This is a genomic window from Olleya sp. ITB9, from assembly GCF_001315805.1.
GTDB classification, from domain to species: Bacteria; Bacteroidota; Bacteroidia; order Flavobacteriales; family Flavobacteriaceae; genus Olleya; species Olleya sediminilitoris.
This window is the reverse complement of record NZ_BCBW01000001.1, coordinates 1-24,138: the sequence shown is the minus strand read 5'-3', so window position 1 is coordinate 24,138 and position 24,138 is coordinate 1. Positions and strand designations below refer to the sequence as shown.

General features: G+C 30.0%; 23 protein-coding genes. 16 read left to right on the top strand and 7 right to left on the bottom strand.

Going from position 1 to position 24,138, the window contains the following annotated elements:
• A complete protein-coding gene (locus tag ITB9_RS00115; protein WP_051419304.1) occupies window positions 1-972 on the bottom strand; it encodes a YihY/virulence factor BrkB family protein in 972 nt (323 codons plus the stop codon).
• Window positions 973-983: 11 nt separating this feature from the next.
• Complete coding sequence (gene nadC / locus ITB9_RS00110; RefSeq protein WP_054850636.1) at window positions 984-1,844, bottom strand: carboxylating nicotinate-nucleotide diphosphorylase; 861 nt, start codon at window positions 1,842-1,844, stop codon at window positions 984-986.
• Window positions 1,845-1,946: 102 nt separating this feature from the next.
• Between nadC and rlmH the strand changes: the two genes are divergently transcribed.
• Window positions 1,947-2,420 carry a 23S rRNA (pseudouridine(1915)-N(3))-methyltransferase RlmH gene (gene rlmH, locus ITB9_RS00105; RefSeq protein ID WP_054850635.1) on the top strand — a complete coding sequence of 158 codons (474 nt, stop codon included), beginning with the start codon at window positions 1,947-1,949 and terminating at the stop codon, window positions 2,418-2,420.
• Between the two features lie 8 nt (window positions 2,421-2,428).
• Here rlmH and ITB9_RS00100 read toward each other — a convergent pair whose 3' ends face one another.
• Window positions 2,429-2,935: a tetraspanin family protein gene (locus ITB9_RS00100; RefSeq protein ID WP_054850634.1), complete on the bottom strand. Its 507-nt coding sequence runs from the start codon at window positions 2,933-2,935 to the stop codon at window positions 2,429-2,431.
• A 15-nt stretch (window positions 2,936-2,950) separates the two neighbouring features.
• The gene (locus tag ITB9_RS00095) at window positions 2,951-3,145 is read right to left on the bottom strand and encodes a hypothetical protein (RefSeq protein ID WP_054850633.1); all 195 of its coding nucleotides are present in this window, start codon (window positions 3,143-3,145) and stop codon (window positions 2,951-2,953) included.
• Window positions 3,146-3,204: 59 nt separating this feature from the next.
• Between ITB9_RS00095 and ITB9_RS00090 the strand changes: the two genes are divergently transcribed.
• The 4 genes from ITB9_RS00090 (at window position 3,205) to ITB9_RS00075 (ending at window position 8,072) form a co-directional block, all read left to right on the top strand.
• Window positions 3,205-3,780: a non-canonical purine NTP diphosphatase gene (locus ITB9_RS00090; RefSeq protein WP_054850632.1), complete on the top strand. Its 576-nt coding sequence runs from the start codon at window positions 3,205-3,207 to the stop codon at window positions 3,778-3,780.
• A 96-nt stretch (window positions 3,781-3,876) separates the two neighbouring features.
• Window positions 3,877-4,923: an ACR3 family arsenite efflux transporter gene (gene arsB, locus ITB9_RS00085; protein WP_054850631.1), complete on the top strand. Its 1,047-nt coding sequence runs from the start codon at window positions 3,877-3,879 to the stop codon at window positions 4,921-4,923.
• A 327-nt stretch (window positions 4,924-5,250) separates the two neighbouring features.
• Window positions 5,251-7,113, top strand: a complete 1,863-nt coding sequence (locus ITB9_RS00080; RefSeq protein WP_054850630.1) for a DEAD/DEAH box helicase — start codon at window positions 5,251-5,253, stop codon at window positions 7,111-7,113.
• Window positions 7,114-7,226: 113 nt separating this feature from the next.
• Window positions 7,227-8,072 (top strand): carboxypeptidase-like regulatory domain-containing protein, encoded by an 846-nt coding sequence (locus tag ITB9_RS00075; RefSeq protein ID WP_028291317.1) that lies wholly within the window; start codon window positions 7,227-7,229, stop codon window positions 8,070-8,072.
• Between the two features lie 67 nt (window positions 8,073-8,139).
• Here ITB9_RS00075 and ITB9_RS00070 read toward each other — a convergent pair whose 3' ends face one another.
• Entirely contained in the window at window positions 8,140-8,808 is a 669-nt protein-coding gene (locus ITB9_RS00070; RefSeq protein WP_054850629.1) for an RNA methyltransferase, read from the bottom strand.
• Window positions 8,809-9,057: 249 nt separating this feature from the next.
• Between ITB9_RS00070 and ITB9_RS00065 the strand changes: the two genes are divergently transcribed.
• Genes ITB9_RS00065 through ITB9_RS00055 form a run of 3 tightly spaced genes read left to right on the top strand, consistent with a single transcriptional unit; the run spans window position 9,058 to window position 11,880 of the window.
• On the top strand, window positions 9,058-10,275 hold the full coding sequence (locus ITB9_RS00065) for a lipopolysaccharide assembly protein LapB (RefSeq protein ID WP_054850628.1): 1,218 nt from the start codon (window positions 9,058-9,060) through the stop codon (window positions 10,273-10,275).
• 4 nt (window positions 10,276-10,279) lie between these two features.
• Window positions 10,280-10,951: an NAD-dependent deacylase gene (locus ITB9_RS00060; RefSeq protein ID WP_028291314.1), complete on the top strand. Its 672-nt coding sequence runs from the start codon at window positions 10,280-10,282 to the stop codon at window positions 10,949-10,951.
• 2 nt (window positions 10,952-10,953) lie between these two features.
• Window positions 10,954-11,880, top strand: coding sequence for a DUF4421 family protein (locus ITB9_RS00055; protein WP_054850627.1), 927 nt, complete (start codon window positions 10,954-10,956; stop codon window positions 11,878-11,880).
• A 1-nt stretch (window position 11,881) separates the two neighbouring features.
• Here ITB9_RS00055 and ITB9_RS00050 read toward each other — a convergent pair whose 3' ends face one another.
• On the bottom strand, window positions 11,882-13,519 hold the full coding sequence (locus ITB9_RS00050) for an ABC-F family ATP-binding cassette domain-containing protein (RefSeq protein WP_054850626.1): 1,638 nt from the start codon (window positions 13,517-13,519) through the stop codon (window positions 11,882-11,884).
• 178 nt (window positions 13,520-13,697) lie between these two features.
• The gene (locus ITB9_RS00045; protein ID WP_054850625.1) at window positions 13,698-14,321 is read right to left on the bottom strand and encodes a hypothetical protein; all 624 of its coding nucleotides are present in this window, start codon (window positions 14,319-14,321) and stop codon (window positions 13,698-13,700) included.
• A gap of 351 nt (window positions 14,322-14,672) precedes the next feature.
• Between ITB9_RS00045 and trmD the strand changes: the two genes are divergently transcribed.
• The 8 genes from trmD (at window position 14,673) to ITB9_RS00005 (ending at window position 23,856) form a co-directional block, all read left to right on the top strand.
• Window positions 14,673-15,350, top strand: coding sequence for a tRNA (guanosine(37)-N1)-methyltransferase TrmD (gene trmD, locus ITB9_RS00040; RefSeq protein WP_054850624.1), 678 nt, complete (start codon window positions 14,673-14,675; stop codon window positions 15,348-15,350).
• A 148-nt stretch (window positions 15,351-15,498) separates the two neighbouring features.
• Entirely contained in the window at window positions 15,499-15,852 is a 354-nt protein-coding gene (gene rplS, locus ITB9_RS00035) for a 50S ribosomal protein L19 (protein WP_054850623.1), read from the top strand.
• Between the two features lie 567 nt (window positions 15,853-16,419).
• Window positions 16,420-16,992 carry a pentapeptide repeat-containing protein gene (locus tag ITB9_RS00030; protein ID WP_054850622.1) on the top strand — a complete coding sequence of 191 codons (573 nt, stop codon included), beginning with the start codon at window positions 16,420-16,422 and terminating at the stop codon, window positions 16,990-16,992.
• Window positions 16,993-17,147: 155 nt separating this feature from the next.
• Window positions 17,148-19,373, top strand: coding sequence for an NADP-dependent isocitrate dehydrogenase (locus ITB9_RS00025; protein ID WP_054850621.1), 2,226 nt, complete (start codon window positions 17,148-17,150; stop codon window positions 19,371-19,373).
• A gap of 135 nt (window positions 19,374-19,508) precedes the next feature.
• Entirely contained in the window at window positions 19,509-21,884 is a 2,376-nt protein-coding gene (locus ITB9_RS00020; protein ID WP_054850620.1) for a TonB-dependent receptor, read from the top strand.
• Window positions 21,885-21,888: 4 nt separating this feature from the next.
• Window positions 21,889-22,701, top strand: a complete 813-nt coding sequence (locus tag ITB9_RS00015; RefSeq protein WP_028607068.1) for a DUF4249 family protein — start codon at window positions 21,889-21,891, stop codon at window positions 22,699-22,701.
• Window positions 22,702-22,805: 104 nt separating this feature from the next.
• Window positions 22,806-23,624 carry an N-acetylmuramic acid 6-phosphate etherase gene (murQ, locus tag ITB9_RS00010; RefSeq protein ID WP_054850619.1) on the top strand — a complete coding sequence of 273 codons (819 nt, stop codon included), beginning with the start codon at window positions 22,806-22,808 and terminating at the stop codon, window positions 23,622-23,624.
• On the top strand, window positions 23,614-23,856 hold the full coding sequence (locus tag ITB9_RS00005) for a DUF6095 family protein (protein ID WP_054850618.1): 243 nt from the start codon (window positions 23,614-23,616) through the stop codon (window positions 23,854-23,856). The genes murQ and ITB9_RS00005 overlap by 11 nt, the downstream gene beginning before the upstream one ends.
• The last annotated feature ends 282 nt before the right edge of the window (window positions 23,857-24,138 follow it).

Below are 24,138 nucleotides of genomic sequence, written 5' to 3'. Positions count from 1 at the left end.
TTAAAAATTTTTACGGAGTTGCTTTAATGACATGTTTAGCTCAAATCCTAATAAAAGGATATTGGCGTTTAACCATAAATAAAACAACAAGATTAAAATGGCTCCAATGGAACCGTAAAGCTCATTATATTTGGCAAAATTTTCGATATAGATTCCAAATAAAAACGAAGTTACCATAATTAGTATTGTAGTAAATAAGGCACCAACCGAGAAAAACCTTGAAGACTTCCCTTCTGCTGTTCCAAAGTAATACAATACTGCTGTTGCTAGATATACCATTAACACAAAAAAGCCATATTGTGCTAAAGTGCTCCAGATGCTAACTTGACGTTTTTCTATAAAACCATGATCTTTTAAATTGTCTAATACATAAATATTAAAATATCCTAAAAAGGCTACTGTTAACATTAATAGTATAGACAAAATTAATGCCACACCTAAAGCGTAAATATATTGTTTAAAAACGTTTCTTGTAAGAATTTGATGGTATGAATTTTCAAAACCTGAAAACAAAGCATTTATACCATTGGCCATCAAGAATATAGACAATAAAAAAACTGATGACACTAAACTACCACTTTGGTTACCTCCAATGTTATTAAAGATATTATCAGAGAAAAAATCTGATGTTGTTGGAGGCAAAAAGGACTCTAAAAACATCAAAAAATCTGTTTGAAAGTCTTCTATTGGCACGTAAGGAATAACAATAATAACAAATAACAAAAACGGAAACAATGCCATAAAAAAACTATAGGCAATTGCACTTGCACGTGCTGTTAGGGCTCCTTTTGCAATACCTATGATGTAAAGCTCTAATAAGTCATATAAGGATAATCCTACTAATCCTGGAAGCTTGACTTTACTTAGTAGTTTGATTAAAATATTAAGCACTGGTATTTTTAGCAATTTTTCTTTTAACTGCTCTTCCACCATTTGTTCTTTAATCAGCTCCTCTTCTATTGTTTCTGGCATCAAATATATTTTTAGTCTACAGCTTTTAGGCTTAAATCCATATTGTAAACTGAATGTGTTAAAGCTCCTGAAGAAATATAATCCACACCACAAAGTGCGTACTCGCGAATTGTTTTTTCGTTAATACCACCAGAGCTTTCTGTTAAGCATTGGTCTCCTATTAGTTTAACTGCTGTTTTAGTATCTTCGTAATTAAAGTTATCTATCAAGATTCTATAAACTCCATCAGATTCAAGAATTTCTTTAATTTCGTTTAAATCTCTAGCTTCAACAATTATTTTTAAATCACGATTAGTGTCTTTTAAATATTGTTTGGTTTTATCTATTGCTTTGGTAATACCTCCTGCAAAATCTATATGATTATCTTTTAGCATGATCATATCATATAATGCAAACCTATGGTTTTCACCTCCTCCTATTTTTACTGCCCATTTTTCTAAAGCTCTTAGACCTGGAGTTGTTTTACGTGTATCTAATACTTTTGTACCTGTACCTTCAAGTAAATCTACAAATTGTCTGGTTTTAGTTGCAATAGCACTCATCCGTTGCATAGCATTAAGCACTAGACGCTCTGCTTTTAAAATAGATTGTGATGCACCTGTAACATAAAAAACAATGTCACCATATTTGACAGGACTTCCGTCTTCAATTAAGGTTTCCACAGTCATATTTGGATCAACATAATTAAACACTTGTTTAGCAAATGCTACACCTGCAATAATCCCTTCGTCTTTTACAAGTAATTTTGCTTTACCTTGTGCTGACGCAGGAATACATGATAGTGAGCTATGGTCACCATCTCCAACATCTTCACGGATTGCATTGGCAATAATTAAATCTATTTCTTTATCAAATTGAGCTTTACTTATCATGTTGTGTATTTATTTAATGTAAAAATAAGAATTGATTTTTGAAATACTATTTTTAGAATAAAAAAAGTATAATCCGTAAAATCTTAAATTGTAAATTTGCGTATGACTATTAAACTACTAGCCATAGGCAAAACGGACAATAAGCAATTACAACACTTAATTGATGAATATACAAAACGTTTAGGTTTTTACATTGGATTTGACTTAGACATTATTCCTGATTTAAAGAAGGTAAAAAACTTAAGCGAAGACCAACAAAAACAAAAGGAAGGTGAGCTTATTTTAAATAAGCTAAAACCTACTGATATTTTGATTTTATTGGATGAAAATGGAAAGCAATTTGACTCGGTTGGATTTTCTAATTACCTTCAAAAACACATGAATTCTGGTGTTAAACAAGTGGTTTTTGTAATTGGTGGACCTTATGGGTTTAGTCCTGAAATTTATGCTAAAGCGCAAGGTAAAATATCGTTATCTAAAATGACATTTTCACATCAAATGGTACGCCTTTTTGTTATTGAGCAATTATATCGTGGATTTACTATTTTAAGAAACGAACCTTACCATCATAGATAAAGATATGATTAGCGTTTAGACTTTTTATGATGTTTAAACTTTTGTCTGAAACGTTTCTGCTTTTTTGAAACTGTAGAAGGCTTATAATGGTTTTTCTCTTTTTTTAAATCTTCAATTAGTTTTGTTTTAACTTTACTTATTAATACAGCATCACGTTTTATGTAACTAATAAAACTACCGATTAAACAAGCTAAACCTAAAACTATTGTTACAGAACCATTATCAATGTAAGGAAATTGAGTATATAAATTTACAGCTAACCTAGGTTGATAATTTATAAAAACAAACACACCATAGCTGATAGCTAACAAACCAAAAACGGAAAATAACACAATACTTTGATTGATACTTTTTAAAGTTTTCTGTTCAATTAAACTAATATTTGCATGAGTTAAAATAGGATTGTTTTGCTTTTTTTGAAGGTCTATATAATTCAAAAAATCATCATTAAAGGACCTAAAAGACATACCATAACTCCTTTTTTCTAAATCTTGGTGTGTAATATTATATTTCAATTTAAAAAATAGGTGTTACTTTTTACTTCTAACCTTACAAGTTTTAGTCTCCTTTTTAGAAGCATTTGATAGTAAACTATTCATTATTGTAGCAGACATTAATGCAAATCCAAAAAAATATTTCCAATTAGCATTGTCTTTAAATAAATATGAGCCTAGCAATATAAAAGCTGCCCAAATAACTGCGTTGATTATAATTATTTTTTTCATACTGGATAAGACGTAAATTCTATAACTTTGTTACACAATTTTAATTAAAATTTTAAATTATGCAAATTGTTTTTGCTACCAACAACTTAAATAAAGTTAAAGAAGTCCAAAGTCTTATACCTAGTCATATCAAACTTTTAAGCTTAAAAGATATTAAATGCTTTGAAGAAGTACCAGAAACACAATCAACCATTGAAGGTAATGCTAAACAAAAAGCAAACTACATTAAACAACATTATGGTTACGATTGTTTTGCTGATGATACTGGTTTAGAAGTTGAAGCGTTAGATGGAGCTCCAGGTGTGTTTTCGGCTAGATATGCTGGACCACAACGTAATGATCAGGACAACATGGATTTACTTCTAAAAAATCTTAACAACAAACCTACAAGAGACGCACAATTTAAAACTGTCATAGCCTTAGAATTAGATGGTAAACTAAATACATTTACAGGGATTTGTAAAGGAGAAATTACATCTACTAAACAAGGTAATCAAGGGTTTGGTTATGATCCAATATTTAAACCTAATGGGTTTGACAAAACTTTTGCACAAATGGATTTAACACAAAAAAATACCATAGGTCATCGTGGTAAAGCAGTCCAACTTCTAATTGATTTTTTAAACTCAATGTAATTTAACATACATTTAAATTAAAATAGCTTGTTGTAAAAATTTATTAATCGTAATATTGCGATATACAAATTGAGTAGTAATTTTAATATAATAAAAATGGCTAAAAAAAAATTAAGTTTCCTTGACCGAAATCTAACCCTTTGGATTTTTGTCGCTATGGCAATTGGTGTTGCAATTGGATATTTTGTTCCATCATTTCCGGATGTTATCAATTCATTTAATAGCGGAACGACAAATATTCCGATAGCAATCGGATTAATATTAATGATGTATCCTCCTCTAGCAAAGGTTAACTATTCTTTATTACCTAAAGTTTTTAGAAACACTAAAATTCTTTCTATTTCATTGTTATTAAACTGGGTTATTGGACCTGTTTTAATGTTTATTTTAGCAATAACTTTTTTACAAGATTATCCAGAATACATGGTTGGCTTGATTTTAATTGGATTAGCACGTTGTATTGCAATGGTTTTAGTTTGGAACGACTTAGCTGAAGGTAGTAGCGAGTATGGAGCTGGATTAGTGGCTTTAAACAGTATTTTTCAGGTGTTTGCTTATAGTTTTTATACTTGGTTGTTTATAACGGTTTTACCGCCTTACTTTGGTTTTGAAGGTGCTATCGTTGACATATCTGTAGCTACAATTGCAGAAAGTGTTGCTATTTATTTAGGTATCCCTTTTGTATTAGGAATTTTAAGCAGATTATTATTAGTCAAAATAAAAGGAGAAGATTGGTATAATAACAAGTTTATACCAACCATTTCACCAATGACGTTAATTGCATTATTATTTACAATTGTAATCATGTTTTCTTTAAAAGGCGAGTTAATAGTAGAAATCCCTATGGATGTTTTAATCATTGCCATTCCTTTATTAATATATTTCACTTTAATGTTTATAATTGGCTTTTTCTTTACCAAAGCAATGGGAGCAGATTATGATAAAACAGCAGCTGTAGCTTTTACTGCAGCAGGTAATAATTTTGAATTAGCCATTGCGGTAGCCATTGCTGTATTTGGACTAAATTCTGGACAAGCATTTGCTGGTGTTATTGGTCCATTGGTAGAAGTACCAGCTTTAATACTATTAGTACGTGTGTCCTTTTGGTTGCGTAAAAAGTACTTTAGCAAAAGTGCAACATAAATTTTACCATAAAAAATACAATCTCTAGCGGTTTTGATGTTTTCAAAATCGCTTTTATATTTTTAAAACTATAATTAAACATTTTTTTTTAAAATGTAAAACCTTTGTAATTACCTTTAAACACTATACAATTAGCAACTTAAAGCAATAATAACATCCCTTTAGTAGTAATGTTAAATAAAAGTGTACCTTTGCAACTTGAAAAACCCAAGTGGTTTATTACTCCTCAGAGAGAGGATGTGTTACTAGAAGTTTTAGGTTAAGTATGTTCAATGCACTTCTATTTGTAACACCAAACAGATTGACATTGAAATACATATTTAAAGAATGAGCACATTCCAAGATTTAGGTCTTAACGAAGATCTATTAAAAGGTATAACAGATTTAGGATTTGAAAAACCATCTGAAGTACAAGAAAAAGCAATCCCAATTTTATTAAGTGAAGAAACAGATTTAGTTGCATTAGCGCAAACTGGAACTGGTAAAACAGCAGCATTTGGTTTTCCAATGTTGCAAAAAATTGACGTTAACAGTCGTACAACTCAAGGTTTAATATTATCTCCAACTCGTGAACTTTGTTTACAAATTGCAAACGAGATGAAAGCCTATGGTAAATACTGTAAAGGTTTAAATGTGGTTGCTATTTATGGTGGTTCAAGTATTACTGATCAAGCTAGAGAAGTAAAACGTGGTGCACAAATAATTGTTGCTACTCCTGGTCGTATGAAAGATATGATTAGCAGACGATTAGTTGACATTACAAAAATTCAATATTCAGTTTTAGATGAAGCTGATGAGATGTTAAACATGGGTTTTAAAGAGGACATTACAGAAATTTTATCTGGTACTCCTGAAGACAAAAACACTTGGTTATTTTCTGCAACAATGCCAAAAGAAGTTGCTAGAATAGCCAAAAACTTCATGTTAGATCCAAAAGAAATTACAGTTGGACATAAAAATGAAAGTACAAGTAACGTTTCTCACGAATATTACATGGTTAATGCACGTGACCGTTACCAAGCCTTAAAACGTTTAGCAGATGCTAATCCAGATATATTTTCTGTTATTTTCTGTCGTACAAAACGTGATACACAAAAAGTTGCAGAACAATTAATTGAAGATGGTTATAGTGCTGGAGCATTGCATGGTGATTTAAGTCAAAATCAACGTGATATTGTGATGAAGCAATTTAGAACACGTCAAATACAAATGTTAGTAGCTACAGACGTTGCTGCACGTGGTATTGATGTAGATGATGTAACACACGTTATTAATTACCAATTAAGTGATGAAGTAGAAACATATACACATAGAAGTGGTCGTACAGGTCGTGCAGGTAAAACTGGTGTATCTATGGTAATTGTTTCTAGAAGCGAAATGCGTCGTTTAAAAAGTATAGAACGTATTATAAATAAAAAGTTTGAATTAAAAGAAATTCCTAACGGAATGGAAATTTGTGAAGTACAACTTAAGTCCTTAGCAAACAAAATTCACACTACTGAAATCAATCACGAGATTGATCCATATTTAGAAGAAATAAACACATTATTTGAAGAGACTTCAAAAGAAGAATTAATTAAAAAGTTTTTCTCAGTTGAGTTTACACGTTTCTTTAACTACTACCAAAAAGCTAAAAATTTAAATGTTTCAGCTGGAGATAGTAATCGTGAAGGAAGAAGTCAGTCTTCTGGAAGCGCAACACGTTACTTTATTAATGTAGGAGAAAAAGATGGTTATGACTGGATGAAGTTAAAAGATTTCTTAAAAGAAGTTTTAGACTTAGGACGTGATGATGTATTTAAAGTAGATGTAAAAGAAACTTTCTCTTTTTTCAATACAGAAAAAGAACACCAAGAAAAAGTATTAGCTTTTTTCACAGATTATAAAGACAATGGACGCTTTGTTAATGTAGAAGTTACAGAAGACAGAGGTGGACGTGGTGGTCGTGGTGGACGCGACAGAAATAGAGGTGGCGGAAGACGTCGTGATAGTGGAGACCGTAGACGTCGTGATGATAAACCAAGAGGAGATAGACGTTCTAGACGTAGTGATAACAACTCTGGAAACAGAAGCGATAGACGCAGAAATAACGATGGAAACTCAGAAGGAAGAGAAAGACGTGGAGATAGAGATAAATCGGTTTTTAAAACTTCTCACTCTAGACCAACACGCTCTAGACGTAAAGATTAAAACTAAACTTTAGTTTAATTTTAATTAAACCTTTCTGTTAATATTTAGTCAAAATACAAAGAAAACGCCATATTTAGCGTTTTCTTTGTATTTTTATATTTATAAACATATACATGAAGTACTACCTATTAATTGTTCTATTGGCTTTAAGCACAACTTTTGGATTAGCACAAGTAAAATCTGAAGGCCAAACGACTGTTGCAACTACACAAAAAAATACAGACTCGACATCTATCAATAAAGACTCAACTGTAAAAGGTATTATTATTGATGCCACTTCAAAAAGACCTTTAGAAAATGTAAATATTGTTAACTTAAATCAAGTTATTGGTACTGCAACAAATAATAAAGGTGAATTTGAATTACGTGCACAAGCTAATGATACACTACACCTTTCCTATTTAGGATTTAAATCTATTAAGGTAAAAGTAACTAATGACTGGGTGAATAAAATTGAAAAATCTACCATCACTTTAACAGAGTTGGCTTTAGCTTTAGAAGAAGTTGTTGTTACAGGTTTACAATTAACTGGCTACTTAGAAGTAGACATTAAACAGGTTAATATAAATACAAATTACAGATATAGTATTTCTGGTTTATCAAATGGTTATGAAGCTGGAAAAAGACAACCAAGTGCAGTTACCAAGGTTTTAGGCTCTATATTTAATCCATTAGATTTTTTATATAATACGTTTAGCTCTAAAGGTAAAGAGTTACGTAAACTAAAAAAGATGAAAGATGATGATAACATCCGAAACACTTTAGCAACACGATTTGACAGAGAAATGCTAACAGCATTACTTGGTGTCAATAAAGTTGACTTAGATGAGATTGTTAGCCAATGTAATTATTCGCAAGAATTTGTAACAACTGCCAATGACCTTCAAATATTAGATGCAATTAGTGAGTGTTATGAAGAGTATAAGGTACTTAACAGAGGTCGTAAAAAAAGAATTTAATTTTACACACAATAATAAAAAAAAACTCAAATTGTTAAATTTGAGTTTTTTTATGTCTTATCCTATCCTATTGATTTATAGAATTATTCTCATAAAATCTAGTCACAATATCATCATAACTCTTGATTGTTTTTTTACACCAATCTAGTCGTTTTTCTAATATTTCGGTTTCAGTTAATTGCCAATCAATATTAGATTTTTTTAATTTAGATGTAGCATGTTGTAATATTATGGCAGCACTGACAGATATATTTAAACTTTCAGTAAAACCAACCATAGGGATTTTTAAAAAACTGTCTGCATGTTTAATAACCTCGTCAGATAAACCTTCGGTTTCTCTTCCAAAGAAAAAACAAGACTTTTTTGTTACATCAAAATCATATAATTCGCAATCTTCAGTATGTGGTGTCGTTGCAACTATTTGATAACCTTTAGCTTTTAAATCGGTTATACAATTGGTAACGGAATGGTATCTATTTAAATCTACCCATTTTTGTGCTCCCATTGCTATTTCTCCATCAATACTTTTACTATTAACTTCTTCAACAATATTAACTTCTTGTATACCAAAAACATCACAACTACGCATTACAGCACTAGTATTATGTAATTGATACACATCTTCTGTCGCAACTGTAAAGTGTTTGGTGCGTTGTTTTAAAACTTTTGTAAAACGTTGTAATCTATGATCCGTTAAATACGTCTCTAAATGTTTTAATAATTGTAAGTCTACCATATATTTAAAATAAAAAACTTAGTTGTTAGAGTCTTTAATATCAAAATTTTAAAATCTAAAATAGCAATCTGGTCTTAATTACTATTATCTGAACAATTTGTAAAAACAGTGATTTTAATAATTAACAAAAGTGTTTTATATTTATTAGAGATTAATATTTAAATATCAACTTTTTTTTGCAAAGCATTAAGATAGTAAAGAGATTAATCTTAAGTTTATAATCTAAACACCAAAAGTAATAAAATATTAATGGCTTTAAAACAACTCATATCCTCTTTAGTTATATTATTACTATTATTTAAGACAGTTGATGCGCAACAGACTTTTAAAATCAACCCTAACGACACCATCACTTATAATGATAGTAACAGCGAAAAAGTAGTTGCCTTGGGTAGCGCTATTGAAACTGCTGTCCATAACAATCAGGTAGATGATTTTATTTCCAAATGGTATAAAAATGTATTTATTAAACGTATCATTGATTTAAACCCAAATTCTGGCAGCATGACTGCTGATTACGCCAAAACTTTTGTTAGTGGTATCAAAAAAGGATTAGATAAATTTCCAAACGAGATTGTCACAGAAGTCCAAAATGGTTCTTATTATGACTTTGTAAATTACAGATACGATCAATATTTGCAAACTTATTATTTATTATTTAGACTATATTCAACCGAAGGTGGCATGAATTATCATGATTTTAGAGTGCATAAAAAAAATGGCGAAATGCTATTTTCTGACGCCTATATTTATTATTCAGGAGAAAATTTATCGCAAACCATGTCAAGATTAATGAGCTATGTCACACCAAAAGACAAAATATTAGGCTTAGTAGACTCGCCAAAAAACAAAGATATTGACAATCTTTTTGTTGCCTTAAAATTTAAAAACTCTGGCCATTATGAGCTAGCATACAAACTAATAAACACTATAAAATCTGAAGTTAGTAAGGATAAGTTTTTTTTAATTTTTAAAACACTTATTGCAAGTAATGTAGATGATAATAAATATTTAGCTGCTTTAGAAGAATTAATAAACACTTACCCAAACGACCCAACTATTGTTTTAAATAAAATTGATTATCATATTTATAAAAACGAATATTTTGAAGCTATTCAAGTGATTAATCAATTACAAGAAGAAACTGAGGATGATTTTTTAAATTACCTAAAAGCTAATGTTGCCTTTGAAGACAAAAATTATGACTTTGCATTAAATAATTATAAATATACTATTGATAATTATCCTGATTTTTTTGAAGGTCAAGCTGGTTATTTAAGCACTTTAGTTATGATGAAAAATTATGATAAAGCCACTAAATATGTAGCGTCTTTAATAAAAGATGGTTATGCAAAACAAGACATTATTAATTACATTGAAGAAAATGATGCCTTTGGCTTAAACATACTACAACCCTTAGTAGAATCTAAAAGCTATAAAAACTGGAAACTTAAAAGCGATAATTAAAAAAATGAAACATTTAGTAGTCTTAACAGGTGCTGGTATGAGTGCAGAGAGTGGTATTAAAACATTTAGAGGTGCAGATGGACTTTGGGAAGGACACGATGTTATGCAAGTCGCATCTCCTGAAGGTTTTAAAACCAATCCAGAACTTGTTTTAGAATTTTATAACCAACGCAGACGTCAATTATTAACTGTAAATCCTAATCAAGCACATATAGACTTAGCGACTTTAGAAAAGCACTTTAAAGTCACTATTGTAACACAAAACATAGATGATTTACATGAACGTGCAGGAAGCACAAACGTGATCCATTTACATGGCGAATTACTAAAAGCTAGAAGCATTAAAGATGAAACTATTATCTTGGACTGGAAAGAAGACTTAAATTTAGGAGATTTAGACAAAAACGGAAACCAGTTACGTCCTCATATAGTTTGGTTTGGAGAAGCTGTGCCTTTAATTGATACAGCTGTAGATATTTGTGCTACAGCAGACCTACTTTTAATTATTGGAACTTCGTTACAGGTCTATCCAGCTGCAAGCTTAATGCATTATGTGCCAGAAAGTACACCAAAGTATTTTATAGATCCTAATCCATCAATTTCTAGTACTAAGCACTTAACAGTTATTCCTGAAACAGCTACAAACGGTATGAATACTTTTATTTCAATATTATAACTATGTCTATTAAACACTTGTTAGTTATTGGTTTACTAAGTACCATAACCTATGGTCAAAATAGCGTACTTTCATTTAAAGAAAAACTATTATTAAAATCTAATATTAATACACAAACCGAATCTTTTTCTGTACAAAACAATGGACAATCTATTTTAGTTAATGCTAATAATACATACCGACTAGAAGTTGGTGCTAATTACAAATTTTTAGGCTTAAAAATTGGTTTTTCACCAAGTAACAAGTCTTCTGGGTTAAAATCAAAGTTTTTAAATCCGCAATTAAATATTTTTATTAAACAATGGATTCAAAGTTTTGAATACCGTAAAGTTCAAGGTTTTTACCAAGAAACCAATGCACAAGAATTGGCTGAGTTTCCGGATTTAAAAACAACAAGCTGGACTGGTAAAACTTCTTATGTATTAAATCATGATTTTTCTTTAAAACACTTAACTCATTTAACAGAATGGCAACGTGTAACTGCTGGTAGTTTTACACCAACACTACATTATGGTTTTAATAGATTAAGTAATAATATTGATGCTCAAAAAGTAGTAGAAAACAGTTTTGACTTATCCATTGCTCCTGCTTACTATTATACTTGGGCTTTTAAAAAGTATTGGTTTATATCCTCCTCTATTGCTCCTGCTATTGGTGTACGCTTCACAACTGAAAAATTAAACGAAAATACACAAAAAGATACGTTTATTACGCGATCTTTAGACCTTACATTTCAGTTTGGATACACCTCTGGAACTATAAGTGCAGGAGCACGATTTAACTTTGATAACAATGCAGTAAATAAAGATTTAAAACAAAGTATGGTAAATGATAAAAGTTATGCTAGTCTTTATTTTGGATATAGATTTAATCCACCAAAGTTTTTAAAAAAAACCGTTAGTAATATCGAAGACCGTTTAGGTTTATAATCTATTTCATTAAATTTATATCTGCAATACTTTTAATTCGGTTGCGTTCTAAAAAGGCATCAATAGTTTCAAAATGCTCAATAACACGCTGGTCCTTAAACTCAAAAACCTTTTCAGATAACCCATGTAAAAAATCTCTGTCGTGAGACACTAAAACCAAAGTACCATCGTAAGTTTTCAACGCATCTTTTAAAACATCCTTTGATTTTAAATCTAAGTGGTTGGTTGGCTCATCTAAAATTAACAAATTAACAGGCTCTAATAATAGTTTTACCATAGCTAACCTAGTTTTTTCACCTCCTGATAATACACCAACTTTTTTATCTATATCGTCACCTTTAAACATAAAGCGACCTAAAATATTTTTAATTCCAGTCCTGATATCTCCTTTAGCGACATCATCAACCGTTTGAAAAACAGTTAAATCATTATCTAATAAAGCAGCTTGGTTTTGTGCAAAATAACCAACTTTAACATTATGACCTAAACTACATTCTCCATCATAATCTATTTGACCTAAAATAGCTTTAATCATGGTAGACTTACCCTCTCCATTACGACCAACAAAACTTACTTTTTCACCACGTTTAACAGACATATTAGCCTGACTAAACACAACAACGTCATCGTATTTTTTAGTTAAATTTTGTACAGTAATTGGGTAATCACCAGATCTTGGTGCTGGAGGAAAACTTAATTTTAAGGAAGAGTTATCGACTTCATCAATCTCAATAATTTGTAACTTTTCTAACATACGTTCTCTTGAAGTTACTTGATTTGTCTTAGAGTATGTTCCTTTAAAACGCTCGATAAAAGCCATATTATCTGCAATGAATTTTTGTTGCTCTTGATACGCTTTAATTTGATGACTTCTTCTATCTTCTCTTAATTGTAGATAATGACTATAATTAGCTTTATAGTCATAAATACGACCCATTGTAACTTCAATTGTACGATTGGTAATATTATCAATAAATGCACGATCATGTGATATTACCATAACAGCATCTGCTTTATTTACCAAAAAGTCTTCTAACCAAATTACAGACTCAATATCAATATGGTTTGTAGGCTCGTCTAATAAAATTAAATCAGGTTTTTGTAATAAAATCTTAGCAAGCTCTATTCTCATTCGCCATCCACCAGAAAACTCGTTAGTTAATCTTGTAAAATCTTCTTGCTTAAAACCTAGACCTTTTAAAGCTTTTTCTACTTCTGCATCGTAATTTACATCTTCTAAAGCATAGTATTTTTCACCAAGATCAGAGACCTTTTCAATAATTGACATATATTCATCACTCTCATAATCTGTCCTAGTTTCTAAAGCTTTATTAAGTGCGTCCATTTCATCTTTCATGGCATACACATGTTTAAAAGCTTTTGCTGCTTCTTCAAAAACGGTACAATTATCTTCAGTCAATAAATGCTGTGGTAAGTATGCAATAACTGCATCTTTAGGTGCTCTAACATGACCTCTTGTTGCTTTTTGTTGTCCTGCAACAATTTTCATCATTGTAGATTTTCCTGCTCCGTTTTTACCCATTAAAGCAATCTTATCTGTTGGATTAATAACAAAAGATACATCACTAAAAAGTGGACTTCCGCTAAACTCTACTGCTAAATTATCTATAGAAATCATGGTCTGTTTTTTAAGTTGCGAAAGTAATAAAAAGACTAGTATGTAATACAAATACGCACTTATAATTACTAAAAGTCAAAAGGCCAGATTAGAAAAAGTGTTTTACACTTAATCAAATCTGGCCTTTAATTGTTATATAATTTTAAGACTATATTAATGTATTATGTAGAAATATTAATTATTCAAAAGATTTCATTATTTCATCATAACCTGGGAAATAATGAGAATTAGATGCTAATAAATTAGACTCTTTTGAAACCATAGTGACTTTATACTCTGGTGCATGTTCTGCTTGTACAACATAAGTGTAAGAACCATCTTTTCCTGAAGTGTTTTTACTTTTAAAAGAATAAGTATAAGTACAAGAAGCTGTTTCATAAGCTTTGTTTCCTAAACCTGAAGATACTCTCTCTATTTCAGCTAATATTTTTTCGTTTTTAGAAATAGCTGCATGTAAACGCTCTACCTTTTCTTGTTTATATGAAGAAGAACCTTCTTTTTTATACATTTCTTGTTTTTGTATAATTTTTTTGTCAGCTTCTATAATTTGTGAGTAGTAATTTTTGTTGTATTTAACATTATCACTAAATAAAACTGAATCTTTTAATGTAAGTTCAACAAACTCGTAACTATCTGGATATTCTAATTTTGATTTTATTCTTTTTTCTAATTTGGCTTTTACTATCATATCTCTATTTTGATAAGAATTTTGAGAAGCACTTTCTTGCTCTGATTTACAAGATGTAAAAAGTACTACAACAAGAAGTGAAGTACCAAATAAGGTTTTAGTAATTTTTTTCATAATAAGCGTGGTTAAATTAATTAAGTTTTAAGGAATTACAAAATTAAAAAAAAAAGAACATATCAAAAAAACTTATTAAATATTTCGCAACAAAACACCTTTTTTTTAATAAAAAAAACCACAAAAAGGTTAAATAATCCAATATTATTAAATAATATACAGTCTTTTCACAAAATTTTAAGATATTAAGACTAAATTAGTATATAAGCTAGTTATTCAATAAATATTCTTTTTTTTTTATAATGAACACAAAAAACTTAATTTTTATTAAATACTAAATATCATTTTAAGACTATGCAGCAATTTCTACTCAAACATTTCTTCTATATTTGCAACCATTAAAATAGAATTATGAGAATTGACATTATAACCGTTTTACCTGAATTATTAAGAAGTCCATTTGAAGCTTCCATTTTAAAACGTGCCATAGAAGCTGACTTAGTTGAAGTTCATTTTCATAATTTAAGAGACTATACTACAGACAACTACAAATCTATTGATGATACTCAATTTGGTGGTGGAGCAGGAATGGTTATGAGTATTGAACCTATAGACAAATGCATTACAAAATTAAAGGAAGCAAGAACTTATGACGAGGTCATATATATGACACCTGATGGCGAAACTTTAAATCAAGGTATTGCAAACCACTTGTCGTTAAAACAGAATATTATTATATTATGTGGTCACTATAAAGGAGTTGACCAACGTGTACGCGATCTTTTTATTACTAAAGAAATTAGTATTGGTGACTATGTTTTATCTGGAGGAGAACTTGGTGCAGCTGTACTTTGTGATGCAATTATAAGATTAATTCCTGGGGTTTTAGGAAATGAAACTTCTGCTTTAACAGATAGTTTTCAGGATAATTTATTAGCACCTCCAATTTATACAAAACCAAGGAGTTATAAAGGCTTAGATGTTCCAGAAGTACTACTAACTGGTCATGCAGCAAATATTGATAAATGGAGAGAAGATCAAGCTTATAATCGTACCAAAGAGAGACGTCCAGACTTATTAGACGACTAAATTTATAGACTAAAAAAAAGAACTAAATATTTTTAAAGTTTTACTTTATAAGTTTTACAATTTACTTATATTTGCACCCAATTTCGGATTAACCTCTGGCGAGATACGTGAATGTTGCTCTGAATCAATCATTTAAAATAAAATAAAGATGGAATCTTTAATTAAATTTGTACAGGACGAGTTTGTAACAACAAAGGACTTTCCTAAATTTTCAGCTGGAGACACAATCACTGTGTACTACGAAATTAGAGAAGGAGAAAAAGTAAGAACTCAGTTTTTTAGAGGAGTTGTATTACAAAGAAGAGGAACAGGATCTTCTGAAACTTTCACAATTAGAAAAATGTCAGGAACAGTTGGTGTAGAGCGTATCTTCCCTATCAACTTACCTGCTTTACAAAAAGTAGAAGTTAACAAAAGAGGTAAAGTTAGAAGAGCAAGAATCTTTTACTTTAGAAACCTTACAGGTAAAAAAGCTAGAATTAAAGAAGCTAGAAGAAAGTAATTTTTTCGACCTTAAATATATTAAAAAGCCTAACTTAACTAAGCTAGGCTTTTTTAGTTATTAACTTTTGTTAATAACTAGTGTTTACAACTAATTGATATTTAAACAGTTAAATATTATAATTTAATTAAAAAAAAAATTAAATTGGTACAACAATTAATTACTATAGTAATATTGGTTTCAATTAAATGTTGAATTTGATTTAGTTAAATTGTTTTTTCTTATTTTAAACATAGTTGTAGTCACATTAGGTTTTAAATACAAACCTTAGATTTATAATATTTAATCAAATAAATATTATAATAAATCAAAAAAAACAATTTTTCAAGTACATTTAGTAACAGGTCAATACATTTTGAAAGTTACACATAAATGTACTCTTGATTTAACTAAAGCTTGATCTAAAAAAATGCAAAACAATAGTTTTGGATTGATTTAATGAAAATTAAATAAGACAGCTAAATGTTATTTCAAAAAAGCCATGACAATAAATAGTTAATTCTATTATGTTATGGCTTTTATTTTTTGATGACACTAAAACTTGTATTTTTACTATAAATACTAATCATGAGTGTACCGTTTATTGCTGATAAAGACTTTAAAAATATAGATTTTACTAAAAACGCTTTACAAAAAGCAGAATATGATAATTGCACCTTCACTAATTGTAATTTTAATAATAGTTATTTATCTACAATTTCATTTTTAGATTGTCATTTTGAAGATTGCGATTTAAGTAATAGCAAAACTAAGGGTGTGATTTTTAAAGACTCCTCTTTTAAAAATTGTAAATTATTAGGTGTATTATTTAATGATTGTGACCAACTTCTGTTATCTATAAACTTTGAACATTGTCAATTAGATTTTGCTTCTTTTTATAAAGTAAAATTATCCAAAACTACTATTTTAAATTCTTCATGTATTAGTGTAGATTTTACTGAAGCTATCTTAACAGAAAGTATTTTTGACCATTGTGATTTTAAAAATGCTATTTTTGATAGAACCAATTTAGAAAAAGCAGATTTTAGAACTGCCATACACTACTCTATTCAGCCAGAAAATAATAAAATTAAAGGCGCTAAATTTTCGAAAGACCAAATTGAAGGACTACTAAAACACTACAAAATTAATATTTCTTAAAAAAACATCTATATTTTATTAAATTCGCAATAAACTTCGTTGTAGCTAATATTCAAGTAAATATAGATGTTAAGTAAACGTTTTCGCTTTAAAAAACCTTCTATTTTTTGTATATTCGCCAAGCTTAAAACTAAACAAAAATTCAAATTATATTTATGTCAAATTCATCAAAAATAATATATACTATTACAGATGAAGCGCCTGCATTAGCGACGCGTTCATTTTTACCAATTGTTCAAGCATTTACTGCCTCTTCTGGAATAGGTTTAGAAACCAAAGACATATCATTAGCTGCACGTATTTTAGCAGTGTTTCCTGATTACTTAACAGAAGGCCAACGTGTGTCTGATGATTTAGCTTATTTAGGAGACTTGGCTAAAACACCTGAAGCAAATATTATCAAACTTCCAAACATTAGTGCTTCAATACCACAGCTTAAATCTGCAATATCAGAACTACAAGCTAAAGGTTTTGCTATTCCTAATTATCCTGAAGAAGTAACTAACGACAAAGAAAAAGACGCTAAACAACGTTACGATAAAATTAAAGGTAGTGCTGTAAACCCAGTTTTACGTGAAGGTAACTCTGATAGACGTGCACCAAAAGCTGTAAAAAACTACGCTAAGAAAAACCCACATTCGATGGGTAAATGGTCTAAAGACTCTAAGTCACATGTATCAACAATGACTGAAGGTGATTTTGCACATAACGAAAAATCTGTAACCTTAACTGATGCTACAACAGTTAAATTAGTACATACTGACAATAACGGAACTGAAACAGTTTTAAAAAGTGATTTAGCTTTATTAAAAGGCGAAATTATTGATGCTACTGTATTAAGTAAAAAAGCGTTATTATCATTTTTAGAAGCACAAGTTAAAGATGCTAAAGAAACTGGTGTATTGTTTTCATTACACATGAAAGCAACAATGATGAAGGTTTCAGATCCAATTATTTTTGGACATGCAGTACGTGTATTTTTTAAAGATGTATTTGCCAAACATAGCGAAACATTTGAAAAAATTGGTGTAGATGTAAATAATGGCTTTGGAAACTTATTAAGTAATTTAAACGAGTTACCAGAAGCTGAACGTAATACAATCTTAGCTGATATTGATGCTGCTTTTAAAGCAAACCCATCTTTGGCAATGGTAGATAGTGATAAAGGTATTACAAACTTACATGTACCAAGTGATGTTATTATTGATGCTTCAATGCCAGCAATGATAAGAAACTCTGGTCAAATGTGGAATGCAGATGGACAGTCTCAAGATACAAAAGCTGTAATACCAGATAGTAGCTATGCTGGGATTTATACTGCAACTATAGATTTTTGTAAAGAGCATGGTGCTTTTGACCCAACAACAATGGGAACTGTACCAAACGTTGGGCTAATGGCTCAAAAGGCTGAAGAATATGGTTCTCATGATAAAACGTTTGAAATTTCTGCAGATGGAAAAGTTCAGGTTATTGATGCTGACGGAAAAGTATTAATTGAGCATACTGTAGAAACTGGTGATATCTGGAGAATGTGTCAGGTTAAAGATGCACCAATCCAAGACTGGGTAAAATTAGCAGTAACTCGTGCTAAAGCCTCTCAAACTCCTGCTGTTTTCTGGTTAGACGAAAACAGAGCACATGATGCTGAGTTAATTACTAAAGTAAATACTTACTTAAAAGATCATGATACTGAAGGTGTAGAGCTTCATATATTATCTCCAATAAAAGCAACAGAATTTACTCTAAAAAGAGTAAAAGCAGGAAAAGATACAATCTCTGTTTCAGGAAACGTATTACGTGACTACTTAACAGATTTATTCCCTATTTTAGAATTAGGTACTTCTGCAAAAATGTTATCTATTGTACCATTAATGAATGGTGGAGGTTTATTTGAAACTGGTGCTGGAGGATCTGCTCCAAAACACGTACAACAATTTGTTGAAGAAAACCACTTACGTTGGGATAGTTTAGGAGAATTTTTAGCACTTGCAGTTTCTTTAGAGCATTTTAGCCAAGTAAATGATAATCCAAAAGCTAAAGTTTTAGGTGATGCATTAGATGATGCTACCGAGAAACTATTAGAAAACAAAAAAGGACCATCAAGAAAAGCTGGCGAAATTGATAACAGAGGAAGTCACTTTTATTTAGCAATGTATTGGGCTGAAGCTTTAGCTAATCAAGAAAAAGATGCTGATTTAAAAGCACAATTTGGACCAGTTGCATTAGCCTTTAAAGCAGAAGAAGACACTATAGTTTCTGCTTTAAATGACATACAAGGAGTTGCTGTTGACATTGAAGGATATTATTCTCCAAACGAAACACTAACCTCTGAGGCTATGAGACCTATTCAATTATTTAATAACTTATTAAAAAGTATCTAAAACATACTTTTAATTATAATGTAAAAAGCTTCTTTTTTTAAAGAAGCTTTTTTTTGTTATAAACAACAATTTGAGAACATTAAAAAGTAATATATAACTTGATTTTTAGTTATTTTTACTATTCAAAATCAAAAAATGAAATTAATAAGAAAAGGACTCCTAATCGCATTCCTATTATCTGCAGCAAACATTTTTGCCCAAGAAAACTATACTTTAAGCGGAAAAATAACAGAAGCTAGTAGTAATGAAACTTTAATTAGTGTAAATGTGATTATTCCAGAATTAAATACTGGTACAGTTACAAATGAATATGGCTTCTACTCTATTACAATCCCTAAAGGAAATTATAAAGTTGTTGTCTCATATTTAGGATTTTCGGATATAACCGAAACTATTGATTTAAATAAAAATATTAGTAAAAACTTTAGCTTAGAAGAATCTTTTGAAAACTTAGACGAAGTAATTATTACTGAAAACATCGAAAAATTAAATATCAAAAAACCTCAAATGAGTGTCAATGCACTTAGTGCATCAACTATTAAAAGCATACCTGTGGTACTTGGTGAAGCAGATGTAATTAAAGCAATTACATTACTACCAGGAGTTACAAATGCTGGAGAAGGGTCTTCTGGTTTTAATGTTCGTGGTGGTGCAGTAGATCAAAACCTTATTCTTTTAGACGAAGCGACAGTTTTTAACTCTTCACATCTTTTCGGCTTTTTCTCGGTATTTAATCCTGATGCCATAAAAGATTTAAAATTATATAAAGGCGGAATACCAGCACGCTATGGAGGACGTGTGTCTTCTGTTTTAGATATTTACCAAAAAGAAGGAAATAGTAAAGCGTTTCATATGAATGGTGGAATTGGCTTAGTGTCCAGCAGACTATTGGTAGAAGGACCTATAAAAAAAGACAAAGGTTCTTTTTTATTTGGAGGTCGTAGTAGTTACGCTCACCTATTTTTACCACTTTTTGATATTGATAACAAAGCCTATTTTTATGATTTAAATACTAAGTTAAGTTACGATTTAGATAATAATAACAGCATTTACTTATCAGGATATTTTGGTCGAGATGTATTTAGAATTGCAGATAGCTTTGACAATACCTATGGAAATACAGTAGTAAATTTTAGATGGAATCATTTATTTTCTGATAAATTATTTTCTAATATGTCTTTAATTTATTCGGACTATTATTATGGTTTAAAATTAAATTTTGTCGAATTTGATTGGGATTCAGGTATTCAAAATTTTAATTTTAAATACGATCTTAAGCACTATGTTTCAAATCAATTTAAGTTACAATATGGTTTAAATAGTATGTATTATAAATTTAATCCTGGACAAATAGAACCTTCAACACCATCATCTGGTATTAATTCTTTTAAACTTACAGACAAATATGCTTTTGAAAATGCACTATATGTAGATGCAGAACATACTATAAACGATAAATTAGCTTTAAGTTATGGATTTAGATTAAGCTCGTTTTTAAGATTAGGGCAAGATCAATTAAACACATACAACAACAATCAAGCTGTAGTATTTAATGAAGATTTTCAAATTTATCAAAAAGCAGAACCCACAGGAACTGAAAGCTTTAATCGTAGTCACATAATAAAGACTTTTACAAATCTTGAACCAAGATTTGCATTATCTTATCAATTAAATGAAGATACATCTGTAAAAGCCAGTTATAATAAAATGACTCAATACTTACATTTATTATCCAATACATCCTCTCCTACACCTTTGGATGTTTGGGCTCCAAGTGGTAAATACATACAACCTCAAAAATTAGATCAAGTTGCAATTGGCTATTTTAAAAGTATAAATGAAGACAAATACTCACTAGAAGTAGAAAGTTTCTATAAAAAAATAAAAAACCGAATTGATTATATAGATGGAGCAGATCTTATAGCAAATGATGCAATAGAGCAAGTCATTTTAAACGGAGAAGCTAGAGCTTACGGATTAGAAGTATTACTTCGTAAAAATCAAGGTAAATTTAAAGGATGGTTAGCCTATACATTATCTAAATCAGAACAAAAAACACCTGGAAGAACACCACAAGAAACAGGAATAAATAATGGTAATTGGTATAATACAGCTTACGACAAAACTCATGATTTATCTATAACGACAAGTTATGACTATAATAAAAAATGGGTGTTTAATGCAAATTTCTTATTCCAAACAGGACAACCAACAACGTATCCAAACGGTCAATATATTTATAATAATATAAGTATACCAAGTTATAGTAATCGTAATGCCGATAGATTACCAAGTTACCATCGTTTAGATCTTTCGGCAAATTACACACCTAAATCCGAAACAAATAAGGGATGGCAAAGCTATTGGGTATTTAGTATTTATAATGCGTATAATCGTCGTAATGCTGCTTCAATAACTTTTGGAGAAAATAGAATGTCAGGTAATAACGAAGCAACAAGACTAGCAATTTTTGGGCTTATACCTTCAGTATCTTACAATTTTAAATTTTAATAACATGAAAAAAACAATATACTTAATAATAACAATATTGTTATTTAATTGTGAGGATGTAATAGAATTAGATTTACCAACTGCTAATCCAAAATTAGTAATAGAGGCTTCTTTAAATTGGTTTGAAGGTACAGATGGATCTCAACAACAAATAAAACTATCACTATCAGCTCCTTTTTTTGACAGTCAGGTTCCACCAGCAAATAATGCCATAATAAACGTTGAAGATTCAAACGGAAACCTATTTAATTTTACAGAAATTAATAACACAGGAATCTATCAAACAAACAATTTCATACCAGAAATAAATCAAGAATATAATCTAACAATTATTTATAATAATCAAACCTATGTTGGTACAGAAACATTAATTACAACAACAGCTGTAGACTATGTAGAACAAAATGATGAAGGCGGATTTTCTGGAGAAGATATAGAACTTAAAGCCTATTACACAGATCCAGCAAACATCGATAATTATTACTTCTATCAATTCGAAACAAACATAGCACAGATACCAAATCTTGAAGTATATGATGATCAATTTACAGACGGAAACCAAATTTTTGCATTCTATACAGAAGAAGACTTACAATCAGGAGACGAAGTAACAATCACAAATTATGGTATCTCACAACAGTTCTATCAATTCATGGATCTATTATTACAACAATCAAGTTCTGATTCTGGAGGTCCTTTTGAAACACAACCAGCAACCGTTAGAGGTAACTGTGTCAATATAACAAATCCAGAAAACTATCCATTAGGATACTTTAGGGTTTCACAAGCCTATCAATTTACCTATATTGTACAATAAAATTTGGGCGTTACCACAAGGGTCGCGCTTTCGGCAGTCGCTCTCTGCGAGGAGCTTCAACAAATGCCTCAATCCCTAACGCAAAACACAACAATAATTAAGCAATGTCATTTATAAAAACAACCGAACAAGATTCAAATTACAATCATTTAGAAAAAATGTCCTTGTCAGACCTGTTAAACAATATAAATAAAGAAGACCAAACAGTACCTCTTGCAGTTCAAAAAGCCATTCCCCAAATAGAAACTTTAGTACATCAAATAGTCATAAAGTTAAAGCAAGGAGGAAGATTATTTTATATTGGAGCAGGAACAAGCGGAAGATTAGGTATCGTAGACGCATCAGAATGTCCACCAACTTTCGGAGTATCGTATGATTTAGTAATAGGGTTAATAGCTGGAGGAGATAAAGCAATCCGAGAGGCTGTAGAGTTTGCTGAAGACTCTACAAACCAAGGTTGGACAGATTTACAAAAACATAAAATTTCAGATAATGATGTAGTTATTGGGATAGCAGCATCAGGTACAACTCCATATGTAATTTCAGCATTACAACAATGCAATAAAAACAATATAATTACAGGATGCATTACTTGTAATAAAAACAGTCCGTTAAGTCAAACAGCACAATTCCCAATTGAAGTAATTGTAGGACCTGAATTTGTGACTGGTAGTTCTAGAATGAAAGCAGGAACTGCTCAAAAACTAATACTTAATATGATATCTACTTCAACAATGATTCAATTAGGAAAAGTAAAAGGCAACAAAATGGTTGATATGCAATTAAGCAATGATAAATTAGTTGATAGAGGTATAAAAATGATCATGAGCGAATTAAATATACCATATACTGAAGCTAACTCATTACTTACAAAACATAAAACGGTTCGTAAAGCAATAAATACCTACAACAATGAAAACTAAATCTACAGATAAAGATATATTAGTAAAAGGAATAAAACAATTAGGTATTGCACTTACACTATTAATACTTGGACCTACTTTATTACATTTAGTATTAACCAACAGAGAACGACCATTCTTTTATTTGCTATTAACAATATCGATAATCATATGTTGTATAGCTGTAATATTTATATTTAAAGGTATCAATACTATTTTAGATAGTATATTTAAAAGTAAGAAGTATAAATAATCTTTTTTGGACAATCTTATTTAAAGACTATAATAAAACATCTAATTTTCAAATTTAGTATCTAGTGTTGATATAAATTTGATTTCGTGTTCTAAACTCTTATTAAATTAATTTTATTCTACAGTAATAGTCTTTGGTTTTAATACTAGGTAACTTGTCACACTATGACCTAAATTAAATGGATATGACCTCGTGTATTATACTCTTTTTCTTAATAAATAGATGAAACACACTTTAAGGATTAAAGTATTCTGTAATTAGTTTAAAATATGATGAGTATAC

What these genes read in the sequence shown, in the direction of transcription:
- ITB9_RS00015 (WP_028607068.1), top strand. Translation starts at nt 21,889, where the DNA reads ATGAAAAAAACAATATACTTAATAATAACAATATTGTTATTTAATTGT.
- ITB9_RS00030 (WP_054850622.1), top strand. Translation starts at nt 16,420, where the DNA reads ATGAGTGTACCGTTTATTGCTGATAAAGACTTTAAAAATATAGATTTT.
- rlmH (WP_054850635.1), top strand. Translation starts at nt 1,947, where the DNA reads ATGACTATTAAACTACTAGCCATAGGCAAAACGGACAATAAGCAATTA.
- nadC (WP_054850636.1), bottom strand. Translation starts at nt 1,844, where the DNA reads ATGATAAGTAAAGCTCAATTTGATAAAGAAATAGATTTAATTATTGCC.
- ITB9_RS00005 (WP_054850618.1), top strand. Translation starts at nt 23,614, where the DNA reads ATGAAAACTAAATCTACAGATAAAGATATATTAGTAAAAGGAATAAAA.
- ITB9_RS00115 (WP_051419304.1), bottom strand. Translation starts at nt 972, where the DNA reads ATGCCAGAAACAATAGAAGAGGAGCTGATTAAAGAACAAATGGTGGAA.
- murQ (WP_054850619.1), top strand. Translation starts at nt 22,806, where the DNA reads ATGTCATTTATAAAAACAACCGAACAAGATTCAAATTACAATCATTTA.
- ITB9_RS00090 (WP_054850632.1), top strand. Translation starts at nt 3,205, where the DNA reads ATGCAAATTGTTTTTGCTACCAACAACTTAAATAAAGTTAAAGAAGTC.
- ITB9_RS00055 (WP_054850627.1), top strand. Translation starts at nt 10,954, where the DNA reads ATGTCTATTAAACACTTGTTAGTTATTGGTTTACTAAGTACCATAACC.
- trmD (WP_054850624.1), top strand. Translation starts at nt 14,673, where the DNA reads ATGAGAATTGACATTATAACCGTTTTACCTGAATTATTAAGAAGTCCA.
- ITB9_RS00095 (WP_054850633.1), bottom strand. Translation starts at nt 3,145, where the DNA reads ATGAAAAAAATAATTATAATCAACGCAGTTATTTGGGCAGCTTTTATA.
- ITB9_RS00080 (WP_054850630.1), top strand. Translation starts at nt 5,251, where the DNA reads ATGAGCACATTCCAAGATTTAGGTCTTAACGAAGATCTATTAAAAGGT.
- ITB9_RS00065 (WP_054850628.1), top strand. Translation starts at nt 9,058, where the DNA reads ATGGCTTTAAAACAACTCATATCCTCTTTAGTTATATTATTACTATTA.
- ITB9_RS00045 (WP_054850625.1), bottom strand. Translation starts at nt 14,321, where the DNA reads ATGAAAAAAATTACTAAAACCTTATTTGGTACTTCACTTCTTGTTGTA.
- arsB (WP_054850631.1), top strand. Translation starts at nt 3,877, where the DNA reads ATGGCTAAAAAAAAATTAAGTTTCCTTGACCGAAATCTAACCCTTTGG.
- ITB9_RS00075 (WP_028291317.1), top strand. Translation starts at nt 7,227, where the DNA reads ATGAAGTACTACCTATTAATTGTTCTATTGGCTTTAAGCACAACTTTT.
- ITB9_RS00060 (WP_028291314.1), top strand. Translation starts at nt 10,280, where the DNA reads ATGAAACATTTAGTAGTCTTAACAGGTGCTGGTATGAGTGCAGAGAGT.
- ITB9_RS00020 (WP_054850620.1), top strand. Translation starts at nt 19,509, where the DNA reads ATGAAATTAATAAGAAAAGGACTCCTAATCGCATTCCTATTATCTGCA.
- ITB9_RS00050 (WP_054850626.1), bottom strand. Translation starts at nt 13,519, where the DNA reads ATGATTTCTATAGATAATTTAGCAGTAGAGTTTAGCGGAAGTCCACTT.
- ITB9_RS00070 (WP_054850629.1), bottom strand. Translation starts at nt 8,808, where the DNA reads ATGGTAGACTTACAATTATTAAAACATTTAGAGACGTATTTAACGGAT.
- ITB9_RS00025 (WP_054850621.1), top strand. Translation starts at nt 17,148, where the DNA reads ATGTCAAATTCATCAAAAATAATATATACTATTACAGATGAAGCGCCT.
- rplS (WP_054850623.1), top strand. Translation starts at nt 15,499, where the DNA reads ATGGAATCTTTAATTAAATTTGTACAGGACGAGTTTGTAACAACAAAG.